The sequence below is a fragment of the Paraburkholderia sp. BL9I2N2 genome, from assembly GCF_004339745.1.
Classification (GTDB): domain Bacteria; phylum Pseudomonadota; class Gammaproteobacteria; order Burkholderiales; family Burkholderiaceae; genus Paraburkholderia.
Window position 1 is genome coordinate 1772395 of the sequence record NZ_SMGP01000001.1, and the last position, 18629, is coordinate 1791023.

Sequence of the window (18629 nt, forward strand, 5' to 3'; positions counted from 1 at the left end):
TGTTCGCGGTGGTTAATGGGGAAGGCGTTAACGTCCGAGTGATTTCGCGGTCTGGCCACCAATGCCGAAATCGGTATTCGGAATGTCCTTGATCATCACGCGGGCGGCGGCGAGCGGCGTGTCGAGCACGTCCGCGCCGGTTTTGCTGAGCGCGGCGATCAAGGCTTCTTTTTGCGCGGGCGTGCGGCCGGCGATGAGGATCGCCACGATGGTGAGAAGCGGTGCCCGAGTGTTCGCATTGCTCGCGCCACCCAAGCCGAAATCGTGCGGCGGCAATTCACTCAGCAGAATCCGCACCGATTCGGCGGGTGCGCCGATTGCAGTGACCGTAGCCTGCGTGAGACCCGCGATCAACTGCGCCTTGCGCGCCACTTCGTAACCTTCCGGCAAAAAAACTTCTAATGTGGGCATCGCTGCGCTCGTAGTTTCAAAGGCCAGGAGATCAGAGCAGGAAGCCGATCGCGCTCAACGCTTCGGTCGAATCGATCAGCCGGATCACCTTCTGCACGATGCGCGGCTCGCCGCTCGCGAAACTGATGCGATGCGTGAGGTCCGCGGCGAACAGCGTCGACTTGCCGCGTTTATAGGCAACGATGACTTGCGCCGAATTCACCGTGACCTCATCGCTGGCGTCGCTCGTGAGTGTGAATCGCGACACGGTGCGCACCGTGCGGGCGGCGTCGCTCGCCGAGGCCGAATAGCCGGACGTCATGCGTTGCACGCGTTTTTCGCGCATGTCCTGATCGTCGTATGCGTAGTTCAGCGTGGCGGCGAAGTCGGTGGTGTCGTGATCGATCGGCACCACGTAGAAGCCCGCCGGGTCCCACAGCGTGAGCCACTCGCGATAGTCCTTGCGATCCAGCAGTTCGGCTTCGCGCCAGATCAGTTCGATCGCACCGGCAAATGTCTTCTGCGAAAACAGCGTATTTCTGTCGTCCATCATGCTTGCTCCATCATCGTGCGCCATTGCGCGTACGCTTCGCGCATGCCGGTTTCGTCGGTGGCGTGGGCGGTTTTTTCACCGTTTGGCGCTGTGCTCTCGCGATTCAAGCCGCGGTTCACGAGAATCGGCAGATCGGGGCCCGCCTGCGAGCCGCGCTGCACGCGCTCCCACGCTTCGGCGTCATCGGGGCTGCCGAAACCGAACGGGCCCTGGAAGTGTTCGTGAATGCGCAGACGCACGCGGTTCGCTTCCTCGGGGCCGCCGTCCATGGCGAGCGCGACGTGGCGGATCTCGGTCTCGTTCGCTGAAATAGGCCGCAGCACGCGGAAAAAGGCCATCGACAGCGCGAGGTTTGGAAACAGGTTCAGATTGAAGCCGACGCCCATCAGAGAGCGTACGATGCGGCGCACTTCTTCCGGCGTGTGGTCCTTCGCGAGCGAGGCGGCGAGTTCTTCGAAGCGTTCGGGAATTGGCGCGCCGTCGTCCTTGTCGAGATCGACGATCTCCGGCACCAGCACGGCGAGGCTGTGGCCGTTGCCGAGCGAGCGGCAGAAGGCTTCGTCGCTCGTCATGAAGCTCGTGATCGCGGCGGCGGTTTCGTCGTCGATCGACTTCATCCAGGACTTGTGGACTACCGGGAAGTGATACAGGTCGGTGGTGTTCTCGAGCTGGATCTTCCAGTTGCCGTTGAAGCGGAAGCGATGCTCGCCGTTAGCCTTGATCGGATAGCCCGCGCCTTGCTTCATGAACAGATCGATCCAGGGCTTGGCGCCGCCGAGGAAATCTTCGAGCGGCTCGATGTCCTGATTGAAGCTCGCGAAGATCAGGCCTTGATAGATGCCCACGCGCAGACTGGCGAGCGGCAGTTCGGTCTTGTCGACCACGCCTTCGTAACCGTCGCCGTATGGCAACGCGCGCAATGCGCCGTCGAGGCCATAGGTCCAACTGTGATATGGGCACGTGAAGCCTTTGGCGTTGCCCTTGTGCTGTTCGCAGACGGTCGCGCCGCGGTGACGGCAGCGGTTCTGCAGGACGTTGACGGCGCCGCTCTTGTCGCGCACCACGATCACCGGCTGACGGCCAATCGTGGTGGTGCGGAAGTCGCCCGGATTCGGCAGCTCGCTTTCGTGCGCGACCCAGATCCACGTCTTGTAGAAAATGCGCTCGAGTTCCGCTTCGAAGACGGCCGGGTCGTAGTACAGCGACGGGGCCACGCGATCGGACTGCGCGCGCTGATATAACGCGCTCGTGTCGACGGTCTGATATGAGGATTCGCTCATGGCTGTGTAGGTGGGGTGGTCGATGAAGCGCAGTCTCGCCGACTCGTTGATATGCGTCAAATTGATCTAAAATGAAATATAAAATCAACCGCATGGATATCTCAATGAACTCGCTGGACCACGTCGACCTCAATTTGCTGCGCGTTTTTCAGGCGATCGTCGAAGAACGCAGCCTCACCCGCGCGGGCGAGCGGCTGGCGCTGTCGCAACCCGCCATCAGCTATTCGCTGGGGCGTTTGCGCACGCTGTTCGACGATCCGCTGTTCATCCGCACGCGGGCCGGCATGCAGCCCACGCCGATCGCTCTGGAACTGTCCACTATCGTGTCCCGCGCGCTCGATACGGTGCGCGAAGCGCTCCGTTACGCGGAGCATTTCGACCCGGCGGTGAGCACGCGCACGTTCCGGCTATCGCTCTCGGACGCGGGCGAACTGGCCTATCTGCCGCCGATCTGCGAGGCTTTGCACCGGCAGGCGCCGCGTGTGAGATTGCGCATCGAGCCGTTGCCGGTCGAGGAAATGGAAGACGCACTGCGCGCGAGCCGGCTCGATTTCGCCATCGGCAATCTGCCTACGTTGACCGCGCGTACACGGCATCAGGCGCTGTTTGAAGAGACGTACGTGTGTATGACGAGGAAGCGCCGCGGCCTGCCGCGCACGAAGGACCTGAGCCTGAAGGCGTTTCTGGATGCGTCGCACGTGCAGATCAGCTCGGTCGAGCACAGCCACCATGCGCTCGACGACGAATTCCGCGCGCAAGGCGTCGGGCGTCATATTGCGCTGGAACTACCGCATTTCGTGGCCTTGCCGAGTGTGCTGGCCGTCACGGATCTGTTCGCCACGCTGCCGCGGCGTCTCGCGCATATTTTCAATCGCGACGGCGGCTTTCAGATCTATGAGTTGCCCGTGACCTTGCCGATCGCGGCGGTTACGATGCACTGGCACGAGCATTTCGATCAGGACGAGGGCAACGTGTGGCTGCGCAACCTGATGGGGGATATCGTGCGGCGCTTCGACGAGAAGTGACTGCCGGGCCGCGTCAGGCCCGTTTGAACAGGTCCCGTGCGATCGAACACAGCAGTGTGGTGGTCGGCGATTCATCCTGCTGACGCCGGCTCATGATGATTGGCGAAGCGATATTGGCCGCCGGAATGGGCCGGTAGACCACGCCGTGCGCGCGCAGACCTTCCACGCTTTCCGGCACGAGGCACACGCCCACTTGCGCCGCCACCAGACCCAAAGCGGTCTGCAATTCCCGCACTTCGTGGATCGCTTTCGGCTCCAGCGCATGGTCGTGCATGGCCGATAGCTGCTGGTCGGCATAGCTCGGGCGCGGCGTGCTCGGGTAGACGATCAGAGTTTCCTGCGCGAGGGCTGCGAGCGTTAGCGGCTTCTTCTGCCGGGCGAGCGGATGGTCTTGCGGCAGCGCGGCAATCATTCTTTCCTCTAGAAGGACTTCGCGTGCGAGTTGCGCATCGTCAAAACGCAGGCGGCCGAAGCCCACGTCGATACGGCCGCCCTTGAGCGCCGCGAGTTGTTCGATCGTGAACATCTCGATCAGCGACAGTTCGATATGCGGCGCCGCCTCGCGAAACGCGCGGATCACGGCGGGCAGCGCGCCGTACAGCGTCGACGGCACGAAGCCGATCACGACGCGCTCGGCCAGTTGCGCGAGGCGCCGCGTGAGCGGGGCGAGTTCGTCCGCTTCGTCGACGAGGCGCTTGGCCTGCGTATAGAAAATCCGCCCGGCTTCGGTCAGTCGCAGCGGCCGCGAACCGCGCTCGAACAGCGCCAACCCGACGCTTTCCTCGATCTGCTGGATCTGGCGGCTGAGCGGCGGCTGGGTCATATGCAGGCGATGGGCGGCCCGCGTGATGTTCATCTCTTCCGCGACCGCGATGAAGTAGCGGAGTTGGCGTAGTTCCATGCATACCCCTACGGTATGGAAGTAGTCGGAATCGGTGTTGGACTGCTTCGCGGGTTGTTTCTACTATTGGGGCTCCCGGTCAAGCAGTTCAGGAGGGCAACGAATGATAGCAACACCCGTGAAGATCGAGAGCGTGGAGACGATTCTCGTCGACGTACCGACGATCCGTCCGCATCGCCTCTCGGTCGCAACGATGAATTGCCAGACACTGGTGCTGGTGCGCATCCGTTGCGCGGACGGCTTGGTCGGCGTGGGCGAGGGCACCACGATCGGCGGCCTCGCTTATGGCGAGGAAAGCCCGGAAAGTATCAAGGCCAACATCGACACCTATTTCGCACCGTTGCTCAAAGGATTGGACGCGACGCGTCCGGGCGCCGCGATGGCGAAACTGCGCGAGCTGTTTCAGGGCAACCGTTTTGCGAAATCCGCGCTGGAAACGGCTTTGTTCGATGCGCAGGCACAACGCCTCGGCGTGCCGCTGTCGGAGTTGTTCGGCGGCCGCGTGCGCGATTCCGTGGAGGTGGCGTGGACGCTCGCGAGCGGGGACACGCAGCGCGATATCGACGAAGCCGAGCAGGTGTATGAAACGAAGCGCCATCGCGTGTTCAAGCTGAAGATCGGCACGCGTGCGGTCGCCGAGGATGCGGCGCATGTCGTCGCGATCAGAAAAGCATTGGAAGGACGCGGCGAAGTACGCGTTGATGTGAACCAGGCGTGGAGCGAATCGGAGGCGATCTGGGCCGCGCGGCGTTTTGCCGATGCGGGCGTGACGCTGATCGAGCAGCCCATCGCGGCGGAGAATCGCGCGGGCCTCAAGCGTCTGACCGACCTCGCTCAGGTGCCGATCATGGCCGACGAAGCACTGCACGGCCCGGCCGATGCGTTCTCCGTTGCCAGCGCGCGCGCCGCCGATGTATTCGCCGTGAAGATCGCGCAATCGGGCGGCCTCGTGGGCGCCGCGCACGTGGCGGTCATCGCGTCGGCCGCGAATATCGACCTGTACGGCGGCACGATGCTCGAAGGCGCGGTCGGCACGATCGCCTCGGCGCAACTCTTCAGCACCTTCGGCGAGTTGAAGTGGGGCACGGAACTGTTCGGCCCCTTGCTGCTGACCGAAGAGATCCTCATCGAACCGCTGCGCTACGAGAATTTCGCGCTGCATCTGCCTCAAGGTCCGGGTCTTGGCATCACGCTCGACTGGGACAAGATCGAGCGCCTGCGGCGCGATACGCGCAAAGGCGCCAGCGTCACCACGAACTGAAGCACTGAAGGCTCATCCGTTAGCCATCCAGAACATCAATCGAAGGAGATACCCCATGAACAAGCAAGCTATCGACGCGCTGCTCAATAAAATCAACGACAGCGCCACCAGCGAAGGCAATCCGCGCACCAGGCAGATCGTCAACCGGATCGTGCAGGACCTGTTCTATACGATCGAAGACCTCGACGTGCAGCCCGCCGAATTCTGGACCGCGCTGAACTATCTCGGCGACGCCGGCAAGAGCGGCGAACTCGGTCTGCTGGCCGCGGGTCTGGGTTTCGAGCATTTTCTCGATCTGCGTCTGGATGAAGCGGAGGCGAAGGCCGGCATTGAAGGTGGCACGCCGCGCACGATCGAAGGCCCGTTGTATGTGGCCGGCGCGCCGGTCTCCGATGGGCATGCGCGCCTCGACGACGGCACCGATCCGGGCCAGACGCTGATCATGCGCGGCCGCGTGCTGGGCGAAGACGGCAAGCCGCTCGCTCACGCGCTCGTCGAAGTGTGGCACGCGAACCATCTCGGCAACTACTCGTACTTCGATAAATCGCAGCCGGCCTTCAATCTGCGCCGCTCGATCCGTACCGACGCCGAAGGCAAATACAGCTTCCGCAGCGTCGTGCCGGTCGGCTATAGCGTGCCGCCGCAAGGCCAGACGCAACTGTTGCTCGATCAACTCGGCCGTCATGGGCATCGTCCGGCGCATATTCACTTCTTCGTTTCCGCGCCGGGTTTTCGCAAGCTGACCACGCAGATCAACATCGACGGCGATCCGTATCTGTGGGACGACTTCGCCTTCGCCACGCGCGACGGCCTCGTGCCGGCGGTCAAGCAGGCTGAAGGCGCCGAAGGCAAACCGTATGGCGTGGAGGGTAATTTCGCGCTGATCGATTTCGACTTCACGCTGTTCAAGGAGCGCGACAATCTGCCGGACGCCGAAGTGGAGCGTCTGCGCGCTGAAGCCTGATGCCGCTTTCGCGGGGCTGAAACCGGGCACCTGAGAGAAAACGCCCGGACATATCGCACGAATCTGTCGGCCCTGGTTGCGCGGCGCGATTGGCCGGGCCGCCAGGGCTTTTTTGTTACCGATCAGAGAGGAGAGCAAGCATGCTGTTTCACGTTGAGATGACCGTCCACCTGCCGGCCGATATGGATGCCGAACGCGCCGCGCGCCTGAAGGCCGATGAGAAGGCGATGTCGCAAAGGCTTCAACAGGAGGGCGTGTGGCGGCATCTGTGGCGCATTGCCGGCCGCTACGCGAATATCAGCGTGTTCGACGTGGAGAGCCCCGCGCATCTGCATGACGTGCTGAGCCAGTTGCCGCTGTTTCCGTATATGGATGTCGAAGTGCGCGCGCTGTGCCGGCATGCGTCGTCGATTCGCGACGACGACCGGTAAGACGAGGCGGTTGTGAAAGGTGCTGCGAACGCAGCACCTTGTTGATGCTTTAGAGATCCAGCACCAGAACCGGCGACGTAGCGCGTGAAATGCAGCAGCAGATCACCTTGCCGCTCGCGCGTTCCGCTTTGCTCAGGCAATGGTCACGATGCTCGGGCGTGCCACTCACCACGTCGACCATGCACGTGCCGCACACGCCTTCACCGCACGACGTATCCACTTCGATGCCGATCGACGCCAGCGCCGCGACGATGGTCGTGTCCTTGTCCACGCGCACGGTCGCGCCGCTGCTCGCGATCTGCACGTCGAAGGTATCGAGCGTGACCGATTCGGAGTTCGTGGTTGAAGCCGGCTCAGCGGCAAAGCGTTCGAGATGAATCGCTTCTGACGCGACATGCGTTTCGCCAATCGCCACCACACGTTCCATGAAAGGCGCCGGCCCGCAGGTATAAACGTGCGTGCCTTCGCGCGCATTCACAAAACAATCGCCGAGCACCGCATCGAGTTGCTCGCGCGCGACGCCGAAGTGGAGCTTCACATAATCGCTGAACGGCGCGCGTGAGAGCAGCGGCAAGAACGCCGCGTGCTCCGCGCTACGCGCGAAATAGTGCAACACGAAGCGCTGCTGCTGCTTGAGCAGACGGTACGCCATGCTCAGGAGCGGCGTGACGCCAATGCCGGCGGCGATCAGAATATGTTCTTCGGCGCCCGGCGCGAGTTGGAACAGATTGCGCGGCGCGCCGATGGTCAATTCGCTGCCGACCGTGACATCCTCATGCAGCGAGCGCGAGCCGCCGCGTGACGTGTCTTCGCGCTTCACGGCGAACAAATGCGCGTCCCGCTGATCCGGGTCGCCGCACAACGAATACTGCCGCGTGACGCCGGACGGTCCGGTGACGTCGATGTGCGCGCCGGGTTCGTAGTGATCGAACGGTTGCCCGTCCAGGCGCGAGACGCTGAACGAGCGCACGCCATGCGCTTCGTCGCGAACGCTATCGACGCGCACGTTGAAGGTGGTTCTTTCCATGATCTTGCCGGCAAAAGAGAGGCGGACGGCGCATGCAGCGAGCCGCATGCGGTTGTGCGTCAAGGATAGGAAACCGCGCTAAATCAGGCAAATCGATTAAAAATGGTTAGTCAGATAAATTAGACTGATAATGCTGCGGCGCTGACGCACCAGACCGTAGCTTCAAATTCCGGCCAGATGCCGCACCAACGCCTTTTCCGGTCGCGGCATTGCGTTCAGGTCGCGCATGCAGATCAGCAACTGGCGCGCGGCCCAGCTATCGGTCAGCTCGATCGTGCGGATGCCGGACGTGCCGCGATAGCGCTTCGCCGCCGTGGCCGGCACGATTCCCACGCCGGCGCCTTGTTCGACCATGCAGCAGATGGCGTCGAACGTCCGCACGTGGGTGCGGAAGCTGAGCGGCTGTCCGGCCAGCAGCGCGCGCTCGCCGAGGTAGGCCTGCAGCGCGCTGTCCGCGCTCAGTCCGATGAACTCCCTGTCCGCCACTTCCGCGAGCGTGGTGCGGCGGCGGGTGGCGAGCGCGTCGTCGCGGCTCGTGATCAACACGAGTTTGTCGATGGCGAAGGGGAAGGTCTGCAACGCGCCATGTTCGACCGCATCGGAAATGATGCCGATTTCAGCCGCGCCGCTCAGCACCGCCTTGACTGTTTCACTGCTTTGACGCTCCTTCAGGTCGATCTGCACATTGGGGTGATCGCGCAGAAAGAGGCCGATCGTGGAGGGCAGGAACTCGGTGATGGCCGCCGTGTTGGTCCACAGGCGTATGCAGGCTTTGCGGCCTTCCTGATGCTCGCCCAGTTCGCCTTGCATTCTTTCGATCTGCCCGAGTACGAGCCGCGCGTGATGCGCGAGCGTGTCGCCCGTCGGCGTGGATTCGACGCCGCGTCGGCCGCGTTCGAGCAGCGGCATGCCGAGCGCGTCTTCCATGCCGCGCAGCCGCGCGCTCGCCGACGGCAGCGACATGTTCGCGCGCGCGGCGCCGTGAGTGATGCTGCCGGTTTCGAGGATATGCAGAAACAGGCGTAGGTCGATGAGATCGAAGCGCATGGAGGAACGGGTTGTTGTTCGGTTGTGGGCGAGGCTCAGCCTGTGGTCACAGCCTTAGCCCCAGCCTAAGTCACAGTAAGTATCTTACGCATTGTGGCCGTCCTCGCGGCGATTGAAAATTGCCGACATCACTTTAATAACAACATTCCGATGATCTCTTCGTTTGCAATGCGTGCGGGCGTGGTCGCCGCGACTTTCGTGGTCGCCGGCTTCGTCAAGGGGGTGACCGGCATGGGACTGCCGACCGTCGCCATGGGTGTGCTCGGCACGCTGATGCTGCCGGCGCAGGCTGCCGCGATGCTGCTGTTGCCGTCGTTCGTGACGAACCTCTGGCAACTTTTCGCGGGGCCGAGCGTGCGGGCGCTCCTCAAACGCTTGTGGCCGATGATGCTGGGCATCGTTGCCGGAACGGTCGCGGCCGCGTCGTTCATTGCGGGCGGGGGCGGCGAGTGGGCCGTGGTCGGACTCGGCGCCGCGTTGACGCTCTACGCCGTGGCCGGTTTGCTGGCGTGGCGCTTTTCAGTGCCGGCGCGGCACGAGCGCTGGTTGTCGCCGGCAATCGGCGCGGTGACGGGCGTCGTCACCGGCGGCACTGGCGTGTTTGTCGTGCCGGCAGTACCGTATCTGCAGGGGCTGGCATTGAAGAAAGAGGATCTGGTGCAGGCCCTCGGCTTGTCGTTCACGGTGTCGACCATCGCGCTGGCGATCGGACTTACCAGAGAGCACGCGTTTGCCGCCAGCGATCTGCGCGAATCGCTCTTCGCCGTGGTCCCGGCGCTGCTCGGCATGTGGATCGGACAGCGCGTGCGTGGACGCATTAGCGCGCAAACGTTCAGGCGCTGGTTCTTTATCTGCCTTCTCGGACTGGGCATTCAATTGATGGCGCGCGCCAGTAGTGTCCGGTTTATTTGAGGTCGACAGGCGGGAGAGCGACTGTTGACAGGGCTTTCGAGGGCTTCATGGGTGTCCACGATTTGAATTTTGAAATCAGCATTTGCGATCCTTTCGGGTTTGGGCGACCTGGGGTAACGCATGAACGTGGGCAAGACGCTGTTTGCGCAAGTCATGGAGTTTGTGCCGTGGAAGACGTTTGGCCGCATCATCGAGCGACACCGCGGCGACGCGGGGGTCCGCACGCTTGGCTGTGCCGATTTGTTCCGCATCATGGCCTTCGCGCAGTTGACCTGGCGCGAGTCCCTGCGCGACATCGAGGCCTGCCTGTCTGCCAATCGGGGCAAGCTGTTTCATATGGGATTGAAGAACGTCCCGGCACGCTCGACGTTGTCGGATGCGTTGAATCTGCGCGACTGGCGCATCTATCACGCGCTGGCAATGCGCCTCATCACCCGCGCCCGAGCGCTTTACGCGACCCAGCCGCTGGACATCGATCTCGATGCGACCGTCTATGCGCTCGATGCCACGACCATAGATTTGTGCCTGTCCCTGTTCGAGTGGGCGCCGTTTCGCACGACCAAGGCGGCGGTCAAGATGCATACGCTGCTGGATTTGCGCGGCGCGATCCCCGCCTTCATCCACATCAGCGACGGCAAGATGCACGAGGTGGGCGTGCTCGATTTTCTGCCCATCGAAGCCGGCGCGTTTTACGTCATGGATCGCGGCTATCTGGACTTCGCGCGGCTGTTCAAGCTGCATCAGGCGGGCGCTTTCTTCGTCACACGAGCCAAACGCAACATGAACGCGCGTCGCGTCTATTCGGCTGCCACCGACCGCAGCACGGGCTTGATCTGCGACCAGAGCATCGCCTTGAACGGCTTTTACGCCGCGCAGGACTATCCCGAGCGTTTGCGGCGCATCCGCTTCAAGGACCCGGAATCGGGCAAGAACCTGATTTTTCTGACCAACAACACGACGCTGCCGCCGCTGACCATTGCAGCGCTGTACAAGAACCGCTGGCAGGTCGAGCTGTTCTTCAAGTGGATCAAGCAGCACCTGCGCATCAAGCGATTCCTCGGCACAAGCGAGAACGCGGTGAAGACGCAAATCTGGTGCGCCGTCTGCACTTACGTGTTGATCGCCATCGTCAAAAAGGAGCTTCAACTCGATGCCTCGCTCTATACGTTGCTACAGATTCTTTCGGTCTCCGTATTCGAGAAAACCGAGATTTCAAGCGCCTTGCGGCCCGATCCATCACTCCCGGAAATGCCTCAATCCGGTAACCAACTGAATTTGTTCGAAATTTAACCGGACACTACTGGGCGCGCGCATTCGTTTAATCAGGCAGTAGTGAAAGCGAACGTGGAAGGAGCAAATCGTGTGGCCCATTATTCTGGATACGCTCGGCGCGCTGGCAGTGCTGGCCAGCGTGGCCGCGCAGATCATGTTGCTGCGTAAGTGCTGAATTCACTGCGTCGTAAGCGGTGGCAGTGCCATTCATGGAGCCGTTTTCACCAGAACGGCTCCACGCCCGCCTCAGAACGGTTTGGTCGGCAGATACTTGCCGTCCAGCGTGATGACGGCACGGTGACCGCCTTCCGGATCGTCGACTTTCTTGATGTCGAGCTTGAAGTTGATGGCGCTGATGATGCCGTCGCCGAACTGCTCGTGAACCAGCGCCTTCAGCGTCGAACCGTAGATCTGCACCATCTCGTAGAATCGGTAGATGGTCGGATCGGTCGGCACGCCGCCCGGAATGCTGCCGCGTAGCGGGATGGTTTGCAGCAGACGCACCGCGTCTTCGCCGAGTTCGAGTTTGTCGGCCACGACCTTGGCGGCGTTGGCCGGCAGCGGATGCTGGCCGAGCAACGCGGCGGTGACGAATGCAAGACTCAGACCCGTGCCTTCGTTGATCTGCTCGAACGTCAGATTCTTGCGAACCTTTGCGTCGATGATCGCGTCGGTCAGGGCTTCACGCGGGGCCTGGCTGTATTGGGATTGCGTCATGATGAATTTCCTCGAGGGTAAGTAAAGTCAGGCCGCGACGTCGAGTCGAGCCGGGGTGGCACATGCATGCGGATGTTCCGCGAGAGAAACGAAGCGGTTCGTCGAACCGTCGAGCGTATCGATCGAGCCGGTTTCGATGTCGTACACCCAGCCGTGCAGCGCCAGATGTCCCTGTTCGAGGGCGAGCCGCACGGAAGGATGGGTCTTGATGTTCGCGAGTTGCGCGATCACGTTTTCACGGACCATCGAGTCGACCCGGTCGCGTTCGCTTTTGTGCTCGCGCGCCTCGTTGACGATTTTCGCGGAATCCGCGTAATGCAGCCAGTTGCGCACGGCAGGCATATGGTCCATGCATTTGCAGGTCGCGATGGCCGTCATCGCGCCGCAGTCGGAATGACCGCAGATCACCACATCGGTGACGCCGAGCGCGGCGACCGCGTACTCGACCGTGGCGGTCACGCCGCCCGGCTCCGGGCCGTACGACGGCACGATATTGCCCGCGTTGCGGATCACGAACAGATCACCGGGCTCGCGCTGCGTAACGAGTTCCGGCACCAGCCGGCTGTCCGAGCACGAAATGAACAAGGTACTCGGGTGCTGGCTCGTGGCCAGCTTCCTGAACAACTCGGAGCGCTGCGGAAAGGCGTCGCGCTGAAACTTCAGGAAGCCGTCGATGATGTCTTGCATGGTTCGCTCCATCGGGGTGTGGGTTGGGAATCGATGGATGAAGAATGCGCCGATCAAACTATAGCGTCCAAGACTGGTTTATTATTCTCTCGATAGGGAAGACCAATAGTTCGAGAGGACATCATGCTGCTCAGGCACATCCGATATTTTCTTGCAGTCGCCGAGCACCGCAATTTCACGCGCGCGGCCGAGGCGCTGCACGTGTCGCAGCCGACGCTGTCGCAACAGATCCGGCAACTGGAAGACACGTTGCGGGTGCAATTGCTCGACCGGTCCGGCCGCACGATCCAGCTGACCGACGCCGGCACGGCCTATGTGCACTACGCGCAGCGCGCGCTGCAGGACCTGGAGGCGGGCAAGCGGGCGATTCACGACGTACAGGAGTTGAGCCGCGGTTCGCTGCGTCTCGCGATGACGCCGACATTCACCGCCTACCTGATCGGCCCGCTTCTGGAGAAGTACAACCGCCGCTATCCGAACATCACGCTGAACATCCTCGAAATGCCGCAGGACCGGATGGAGGCGTTGCTGAACGAAGATGCGCTCGACATCGGCATCGCATTCGACGAGACGCACACACCCGACATCGAGACGCAGACGCTATTCGTCGAGGCACTGGCGATGGTGGTCGGCAACGCGCACCCGTATTCGAAGCGTCGTTCCGCGTTGAAGCTAAGTCAATTTGAAAACGAAGCACTCGTGCTGCTTAACGAAGAGTTCGCAACGCGTCAGTACATCGATCGATATTGCAGACAGCACGGCATTTCGCCGCGCATCGCGATGGAGGTGAACTCGATTGGCGCGGTCGTTCAGATCGTGCGCCGCAGTGCACTCGCCACGCTGCTGCCGGCCGCGATCGCGCGCGAGCATAGCGATCTGTTTCTCGTGCAGTTGGAGCCGGCTCTGCCGCAGCGTACGGCTGCGCTGCTATTGCGCAAGGGCGCGTATCGGAACGCGGCAACGCGGGCCTTCATTGAGCTCGCGCTCGAAGAGCGTGCGCCTGAAACAGGTGGGCGGCGCGCAAAGGCTGTTTTGTGAAACGCTGACGGTTTGAACCGCCTACACTGACAGGGGGAGAGCACCGTTCGGTCTTATGTGCGCGCTTACTCGCGATCCCCCATTCGCGCTGGCGGGTGACGCCGCCACTCGCATCGAGCCTTCGAGCTATCCGCGTCACCTGTCTTCCGATTGTTCGGCTCAACCGACGTATCTATTCGCCTTCAGCCGCTTTATCCCTACGGCCGACGTGCCTACATTGTCACCAGTGTCAGCGCCAGTGCATTTCCACCGCAGCCCGCGAATCTTCGCGACAGCGTCGGCGCCAATCCCATTTAAAGGAATCGATCATGAGCAAACTCACAGGTAAAGTTGCTGTCGTAACCGGTGCATCGAAAGGTATCGGCGCGGCGATCGCCAAGGCGTTGGCGGCGCAAGGCGCTTCAGTGGTGGTGAACTACTCGTCGAGCAAGGCGGGCGCGGACGGCGTGGTCGAAGCGATTACCGCTGCCGGTGGCAAGGCCGTGGCCGTTGCAGGCGACGTGTCGAAAGCGGCGGACGCGCAAGGCATCATCGACACGGCTGTGGAAACGTATGGCCGTCTCGACATTCTCGTCAACAACTCGGGCGTGTATGAATTCTCGCCGATCGAAGAGATCACCGAAGAGCATTTCCACAAGCACTTCAACGTCAACGTGCTGGGTCTGCTACTGACCACGCAGGCAGCGGTCAAGCATCTCGGCGAAGGCGGCAGCATCGTCAATATCAGTTCGGTGGTGAGCCGCATCACGCCGCCGGGCAGCGCGGTCTATACCGCTACCAAGGGTGCCGTCGACGGTATTACGGGGGTGCTTGCACGCGAGCTCGGCCCGCGCAAGATCCGCGTCAATTCGGTGAATCCGGGCATGGTTGCAACCGAAGGCACGCATAGCGGCGGCATCATCGGTTCCGACTTTGAAACGTGGGCCGTCAGCACGACGCCGCTCGGCCGTATCGGCCAGCCTGACGATATCGCCGATGTCGTCGCCTTCCTCGCCTCCGACGACGCGCGCTGGCTGACGGGCGAAAGCCTGATCGCGAGCGGTGGATCGCGTTAAGCGGATTGGCGCGAAGAACGAAAGCCGCCCGCAGGCGTCGCCTGCCGGGCGGCTTTTCGTTTTATCCAGCCGGCGTAGCAGGCGCAGGCTTGGTCAACTCCACCGCGAACAACGCGTCCAGCAGATGCGATCCCGGCCGCTCGGCGAGCCGCGTCAGCGATTCGATCATCCGCACCTGACAGTCCTGTAGCGGAATCATTCTGATCCGCCGCGATTCGTTGAATTCGGCGCGCGCGATCACGCCCACGCCCATGCCTTGCGCGACCGCTTCTTCGAGCGCCTCGCGGCCGTCCACGTACATCACCGGTTCCACCTGCAGCGATTCGCGCACCAGTTCGATCTCGAGCAACTGCTGCGTAACGGATTGCGACTCGCGGAAAATCATCGGCTGCTGCACCAGTTCGGTGTAGCTCAGCTTGCGCTTCTTCGCCACCGGATAGCTCGCCGGCACCATCGCGACCAGGGGATCGCGCCGCAACACACGGGCCTCCAGGCGGCTGTGCACTTGCGGCGCGGCGGTAATGGCCGCGTCGACGGCGCTCGAGAGCACGCGCTGCATGCAGTCCGCGGCGTTGGCGATGGACAGCGTCACGACGATGCCCGGATGCAGCTTGCGAAATGCGCTGATCAACGCGACCGCCAGATCGGGCGCGTCCGCGGCCAGCGACAGCGAGCCGGATTCGAGCCCGCCCGCCGATTCGAGCAGTTGCCGCGCGTCGCGCTCGCAACTGAGCATCTGCCGCGTCACGCTGAAGAGGCGCAGACCGAGTTCGGTGGTCTCGACGCCGCGCGGCCCGCGTTCGAACAGTTTGACGCCGTAATCCTGCTCCAGCCGCCGCACATGATCCGATACGGCCGGCTGCGTGAGCGAGAGCGCCTGCGCCGCTTTGGAAAACCCGCCATGTTCCGCGACCGCATGAAACGCCCGCAATTGCGCGTATTGCACGTGTGCCTCGCCGAGCTATAAGTTATTGCAATACCTGCATCGATTATATCGATTTTACCGATGCCGCGCGTTTCTGTACTGTGTGAGCCACCGAAACAGCGATATCGGAGATTCCGACCATGGACAGCGTGATCGACCGCTCCCCAGCCGTGAACGCCGCAAGTTCTTCCACCGTGACGTGCGCGGCACCGGCCAAAGGCGAGCCGTACCTGTTGACGCCCGGGCCGCTCACCACGGCGTTCTCGACCAAGGAGGCGATGCTGCGCGACTGGGGTTCGTGGGACGGCGATTTCCGCGCGATGACCGCGCTGCTGCGCAACAGCCTGCTGGAGATCGCCGGCGACACCGCCGGCGAATACGACTGCGTGCCGTTGCAAGGCAGCGGCAGCTATTGCGTCGAAGCAATGCTCGGCAGTCTGATTCCGCGCGACGGCCACGCGCTCGTGCTGGCCAACGGCGCGTACGGCAAGCGCATTGCGACCACGCTCGGCTATCTCGGCCGCGCCTGCACGGTGCTCGACAAGGGCGATTACCTGCCGCCGCGCGGCGCGGAAGTGGAGCGCACGCTGGACGCCGATCCGGGCATCACGCACGTGGTCGCCGTGCATTGCGAGACCAGTTCGGGGATTCTCAATCCCATCGAGGAAATCGCCGCCGCCACCGCGAGGAAGGGCCGCAAGCTGCTGATCGATTCGATGAGCGCCTTCGGCGCAGTGCCGCTCGACGTGCGCGAGATTGTCTGCGAGGCCTTCGTGTCGTCGGCGAATAAGTGTATCGAGGGCGTGCCTGGTTTTAGTTTCGTGATCGCCCGCAAGAGCGCGTTGCTGGAGGCGAAGGGCCGCAGTCACTCGCTCTCGCTCGACGTCTACGACCAGTGGGACGTGATGAGCCGCACCGGCCAGTGGCGGTTCACGCCGCCCACGCACACCGTGGCCGCGTTTATCGAGGCGCTGCGTCTGCACAAACTCGAAGGCGGCCAGCCCGGACGTCTCGCGCGCTACGCGAACAATCGCAACGTGCTGGTGGCCGGCATGCACGAACTCGGCTTCGAGCCGCTGCTGAACGCACGCTGGCGCTCGCCGATCATCGTGACGTTTTTCGCGCCGGCGCATCCGTCGTTCAAGTTCGAGCGCTTCTATGAATTGATGAAGGAGCAGGGCTTCATCATCTATCCGGGCAAGTTGACGGTGGTGGACAGCTTCCGTATCGGCTGCATCGGCCAGGTGGATGAGCACGTGATGCGCCGCGTCGTCGAAGCGTGCGGCAACTCGCTGCGGACGATGGGCGTCGAGCACGCCGCCCCGCCGGCGGCTGCGATCGAAGAACGCAAGACATTGGCCGATGCGGCCTGAGGAATGAAGTCAATGAAACACGTAAAAGCAGTGATTTTCGATTGGGCCGGCACGGTGGTCGATTACGGTTCGCTGGCGCCGATGGGTGCCTTCGTCGAGACATTCGAGCAATTCGGCGTGTCGATCACGATCGATGAAGCACGCGGCCCGATGGGCATGGCCAAGCGCCCGCATATCGCGGCGCTGATGGCGTTGCCGCGCGTCGCGCAAGCCTGGGCCGACAAATACGGGCACGCGCCGGGCGAAGCGGATATCGACGCCGTGTACGACGTATTCGTGCCGAAGAACATCGCGGTGGCGGCGAGCTACAGCTCGGTGATTCCGGGCGTGGCCGAGGTGGCGAGCGCGCTGCGCGGCGACGACATCCGGATCGGCACGACCACCGGCTATACGCGCGAAATCATGGCCGAGATCCTGCCGGGCGCGGCGGCGCAGGGTTTCTCGCCGGACAGCATCGTGTGCACCGGCGATACGCCGGAAGGGCGGCCGTCGCCGTACATGATCTACAAGACGTTGCCGGAACTGGGCGTCTGGCGCGCGAAGGATGCGATCAAGGTCGACGACACCGAGGTCGGCATCGAAGAAGGCATCAACGGCGGCACGTGGGCGGTCGGAGTCGCGGTGAGCGGCAATGCTTTCGGCATGGCCGAAGACGACGTCAAGGCGTTGGCGCCGGATGAGTTCGCATGGCGTCGCAAGGCGGCGATCGAGAAGCTGCAGGCGGCGGGCGCGCATTATGTGATCGACAGCGTCGCGGATCTGATGCCGGTGGTGTACGACATCGAGGCGCGCCTCGCGCGCGGCGAGCGGCCTTGATCAGCAGAGAGGCCTCAGACGCCTCTCTCCAACGAATTACTCGAAAAATCCCACCGCCAGATCGATAAACTCCCGGATCTTGCGCGGCACGAACTCCCGGCTCGGGTACACGAGCGAGACCGCCACGTCGCCGTTGAGCACGGCGTGGTCGTCGAGAATCCGCACCAGCGTGCCCGCGCGCAATTCATCGTTGACCATCTCCAGCGGCAGGAGCGCGATGCCCATCGCGCCGAGCGCCGCCTGTTTCTGCATGATCATGCTGTTGACCGTGAACGACGCATCGAGCGCGATGCTCTCTTCGCCGGCGTCGCCCTTGCTGAACACCCAGGTCTGCGGGCTCGTATCGAGCGGCGCGGTGATCACCCGATGCCGCGCGAGGTCGGCTGGCGTTTTCGGATGACCCGCCTGGGCGAGGTAAGCGGCCGACGCCACCGGCACCGCGTGCGAATTGATCAGGCAGCGCACCACCAGCGACTCCGAGCGGATCATGTGCTCGGTCACGATGCCGACGTCGAAACCCCCTTCGAGCAGGTCGACACGTTTTTCCGTGAGCGTGACCCGCAGATTCACATGCGGAAACTTGGCCTGATACTCCGCGAACAGCGGCGTGAGGCGAAATAGCGAAAAGCTGCCCAGCGCCACGATGCGAAGATCGCCCGCGACTTCTTTCGAGGCGGTGGTCGCGCGCGATTCGACTTCTTCGAGTTCGGCCATCAGGAGGCGGCAGCCGTCGGCATACTCCGCGCCCGCTTCGGTCAGCACCACCTTGCGCGTGGTGCGCTGGAACAGGCGAATGCCGAGATGCTTTTCAAGGCTCGACACGTGGCGCGTCACCACCGAGGTCGAGACGCTGAGTTGCTCCGCGGCCTGCGCGAAGCTGCCCGCGTCGGCGACCTTGACGAACGCCTGCATGGCCTGAAAGAGATTGATCATGTGAATGCGAAATACGTTGTAG

The 18629-nt window shown here is 62.7% G+C and carries 20 protein-coding genes; 10 read left to right on the forward strand and 10 right to left on the reverse strand.

What is annotated here, in order from left to right:
* Window positions 1–27 precede the first annotated feature (27 nt).
* Genes B0G74_RS08315 through B0G74_RS08325 form a run of 3 tightly spaced genes read right to left on the reverse strand, consistent with a single transcriptional unit; the run spans window position 28 to window position 2223 of the window.
* Window positions 28–411, reverse strand: a complete 384-nt coding sequence (locus B0G74_RS08315) for a tautomerase family protein (protein ID WP_132374353.1) — start codon at window positions 409–411, stop codon at window positions 28–30.
* Between the two features lie 31 nt (window positions 412–442).
* Complete coding sequence (locus tag B0G74_RS08320) at window positions 443–943, reverse strand: aromatic-ring-hydroxylating dioxygenase subunit beta (protein ID WP_132374354.1); 501 nt, start codon at window positions 941–943, stop codon at window positions 443–445.
* Entirely contained in the window at window positions 940–2223 is a 1284-nt protein-coding gene (locus B0G74_RS08325; protein ID WP_132374355.1) for an aromatic ring-hydroxylating dioxygenase subunit alpha, read from the reverse strand. The genes B0G74_RS08320 and B0G74_RS08325 overlap by 4 nt, the downstream gene beginning before the upstream one ends.
* A 104-nt stretch (window positions 2224–2327) precedes the next feature.
* Between B0G74_RS08325 and B0G74_RS08330 the strand changes: the two genes are divergently transcribed.
* Window positions 2328–3248 (forward strand): LysR family transcriptional regulator, encoded by a 921-nt coding sequence (locus B0G74_RS08330; RefSeq protein WP_132374356.1) that lies wholly within the window; start codon window positions 2328–2330, stop codon window positions 3246–3248.
* Window positions 3249–3261: 13 nt separating this feature from the next.
* On the opposite strand, the gene B0G74_RS08335 is transcribed toward B0G74_RS08330, so the two are convergent.
* The gene (locus B0G74_RS08335; RefSeq protein WP_132374357.1) at window positions 3262–4149 is read right to left on the reverse strand and encodes a LysR family transcriptional regulator; all 888 of its coding nucleotides are present in this window, start codon (window positions 4147–4149) and stop codon (window positions 3262–3264) included.
* A 103-nt stretch (window positions 4150–4252) separates the two neighbouring features.
* Here B0G74_RS08335 and B0G74_RS08340 point away from each other — a divergent pair, with 103 nt between their 5' ends.
* The 3 genes from B0G74_RS08340 to catC all read left to right on the forward strand — a co-directional run bounded on the left by B0G74_RS08340 (window position 4253) and on the right by catC (window position 6805).
* Window positions 4253–5410 carry a muconate/chloromuconate family cycloisomerase gene (locus B0G74_RS08340; protein WP_132374358.1) on the forward strand — a complete coding sequence of 386 codons (1158 nt, stop codon included), beginning with the start codon at window positions 4253–4255 and terminating at the stop codon, window positions 5408–5410.
* Window positions 5411–5465: 55 nt separating this feature from the next.
* Complete coding sequence (gene catA / locus B0G74_RS08345) at window positions 5466–6374, forward strand: catechol 1,2-dioxygenase (protein ID WP_132374359.1); 909 nt, start codon at window positions 5466–5468, stop codon at window positions 6372–6374.
* Between the two features lie 140 nt (window positions 6375–6514).
* A complete protein-coding gene (gene catC, locus B0G74_RS08350) occupies window positions 6515–6805 on the forward strand; it encodes a muconolactone Delta-isomerase (RefSeq protein ID WP_012433151.1) in 291 nt (96 codons plus the stop codon).
* 49 nt (window positions 6806–6854) lie between these two features.
* Here the strand turns inward: catC and B0G74_RS08355 are convergent, their stop codons facing one another.
* Together B0G74_RS08355 and B0G74_RS08360 are read right to left on the reverse strand one after the other, a co-directional pair.
* On the reverse strand, window positions 6855–7832 hold the full coding sequence (locus B0G74_RS08355; protein WP_132374360.1) for a PDR/VanB family oxidoreductase: 978 nt from the start codon (window positions 7830–7832) through the stop codon (window positions 6855–6857).
* Window positions 7833–7994: 162 nt separating this feature from the next.
* Window positions 7995–8879, reverse strand: coding sequence for a LysR family transcriptional regulator (locus B0G74_RS08360; RefSeq protein WP_132374361.1), 885 nt, complete (start codon window positions 8877–8879; stop codon window positions 7995–7997).
* A 150-nt stretch (window positions 8880–9029) separates the two neighbouring features.
* Between B0G74_RS08360 and B0G74_RS08365 the strand changes: the two genes are divergently transcribed.
* Both B0G74_RS08365 and B0G74_RS08370 read left to right on the forward strand, forming a co-directional pair.
* Window positions 9030–9791, forward strand: coding sequence for a sulfite exporter TauE/SafE family protein (locus B0G74_RS08365; RefSeq protein ID WP_243658145.1), 762 nt, complete (start codon window positions 9030–9032; stop codon window positions 9789–9791).
* 120 nt (window positions 9792–9911) lie between these two features.
* Entirely contained in the window at window positions 9912–11081 is a 1170-nt protein-coding gene (locus tag B0G74_RS08370; protein ID WP_132374362.1) for an IS4 family transposase, read from the forward strand.
* 228 nt (window positions 11082–11309) lie between these two features.
* Here the strand turns inward: B0G74_RS08370 and cynS are convergent, their stop codons facing one another.
* The gene (gene cynS / locus B0G74_RS08375) at window positions 11310–11780 is read right to left on the reverse strand and encodes a cyanase (RefSeq protein WP_132374363.1); all 471 of its coding nucleotides are present in this window, start codon (window positions 11778–11780) and stop codon (window positions 11310–11312) included.
* 27 nt (window positions 11781–11807) lie between these two features.
* On the reverse strand, window positions 11808–12467 hold the full coding sequence (locus tag B0G74_RS08380) for a carbonic anhydrase (protein ID WP_132374364.1): 660 nt from the start codon (window positions 12465–12467) through the stop codon (window positions 11808–11810).
* 123 nt (window positions 12468–12590) lie between these two features.
* Here B0G74_RS08380 and cynR point away from each other — a divergent pair, with 123 nt between their 5' ends.
* Entirely contained in the window at window positions 12591–13505 is a 915-nt protein-coding gene (cynR, locus tag B0G74_RS08385) for a transcriptional regulator CynR (protein WP_132374365.1), read from the forward strand.
* 308 nt (window positions 13506–13813) lie between these two features.
* Window positions 13814–14560, forward strand: a complete 747-nt coding sequence (locus tag B0G74_RS08390) for a glucose 1-dehydrogenase (RefSeq protein WP_132374366.1) — start codon at window positions 13814–13816, stop codon at window positions 14558–14560.
* A gap of 61 nt (window positions 14561–14621) precedes the next feature.
* Here the strand turns inward: B0G74_RS08390 and B0G74_RS08395 are convergent, their stop codons facing one another.
* A complete protein-coding gene (locus B0G74_RS08395; protein WP_132374367.1) occupies window positions 14622–15506 on the reverse strand; it encodes a LysR substrate-binding domain-containing protein in 885 nt (294 codons plus the stop codon).
* A 119-nt stretch (window positions 15507–15625) separates the two neighbouring features.
* Here B0G74_RS08395 and B0G74_RS08400 point away from each other — a divergent pair, with 119 nt between their 5' ends.
* Together B0G74_RS08400 and phnX are read left to right on the forward strand one after the other, a co-directional pair.
* Complete coding sequence (locus B0G74_RS08400; RefSeq protein ID WP_132374368.1) at window positions 15626–16858, forward strand: 2-aminoethylphosphonate--pyruvate transaminase; 1233 nt, start codon at window positions 15626–15628, stop codon at window positions 16856–16858.
* A gap of 12 nt (window positions 16859–16870) precedes the next feature.
* Window positions 16871–17674 (forward strand): phosphonoacetaldehyde hydrolase, encoded by an 804-nt coding sequence (gene phnX / locus B0G74_RS08405; RefSeq protein WP_132374369.1) that lies wholly within the window; start codon window positions 16871–16873, stop codon window positions 17672–17674.
* A gap of 36 nt (window positions 17675–17710) precedes the next feature.
* Here the strand turns inward: phnX and B0G74_RS08410 are convergent, their stop codons facing one another.
* Window positions 17711–18607: a LysR family transcriptional regulator gene (locus tag B0G74_RS08410; RefSeq protein WP_132374370.1), complete on the reverse strand. Its 897-nt coding sequence runs from the start codon at window positions 18605–18607 to the stop codon at window positions 17711–17713.
* Between the last annotated feature and the right edge of the window lie 22 nt (window positions 18608–18629).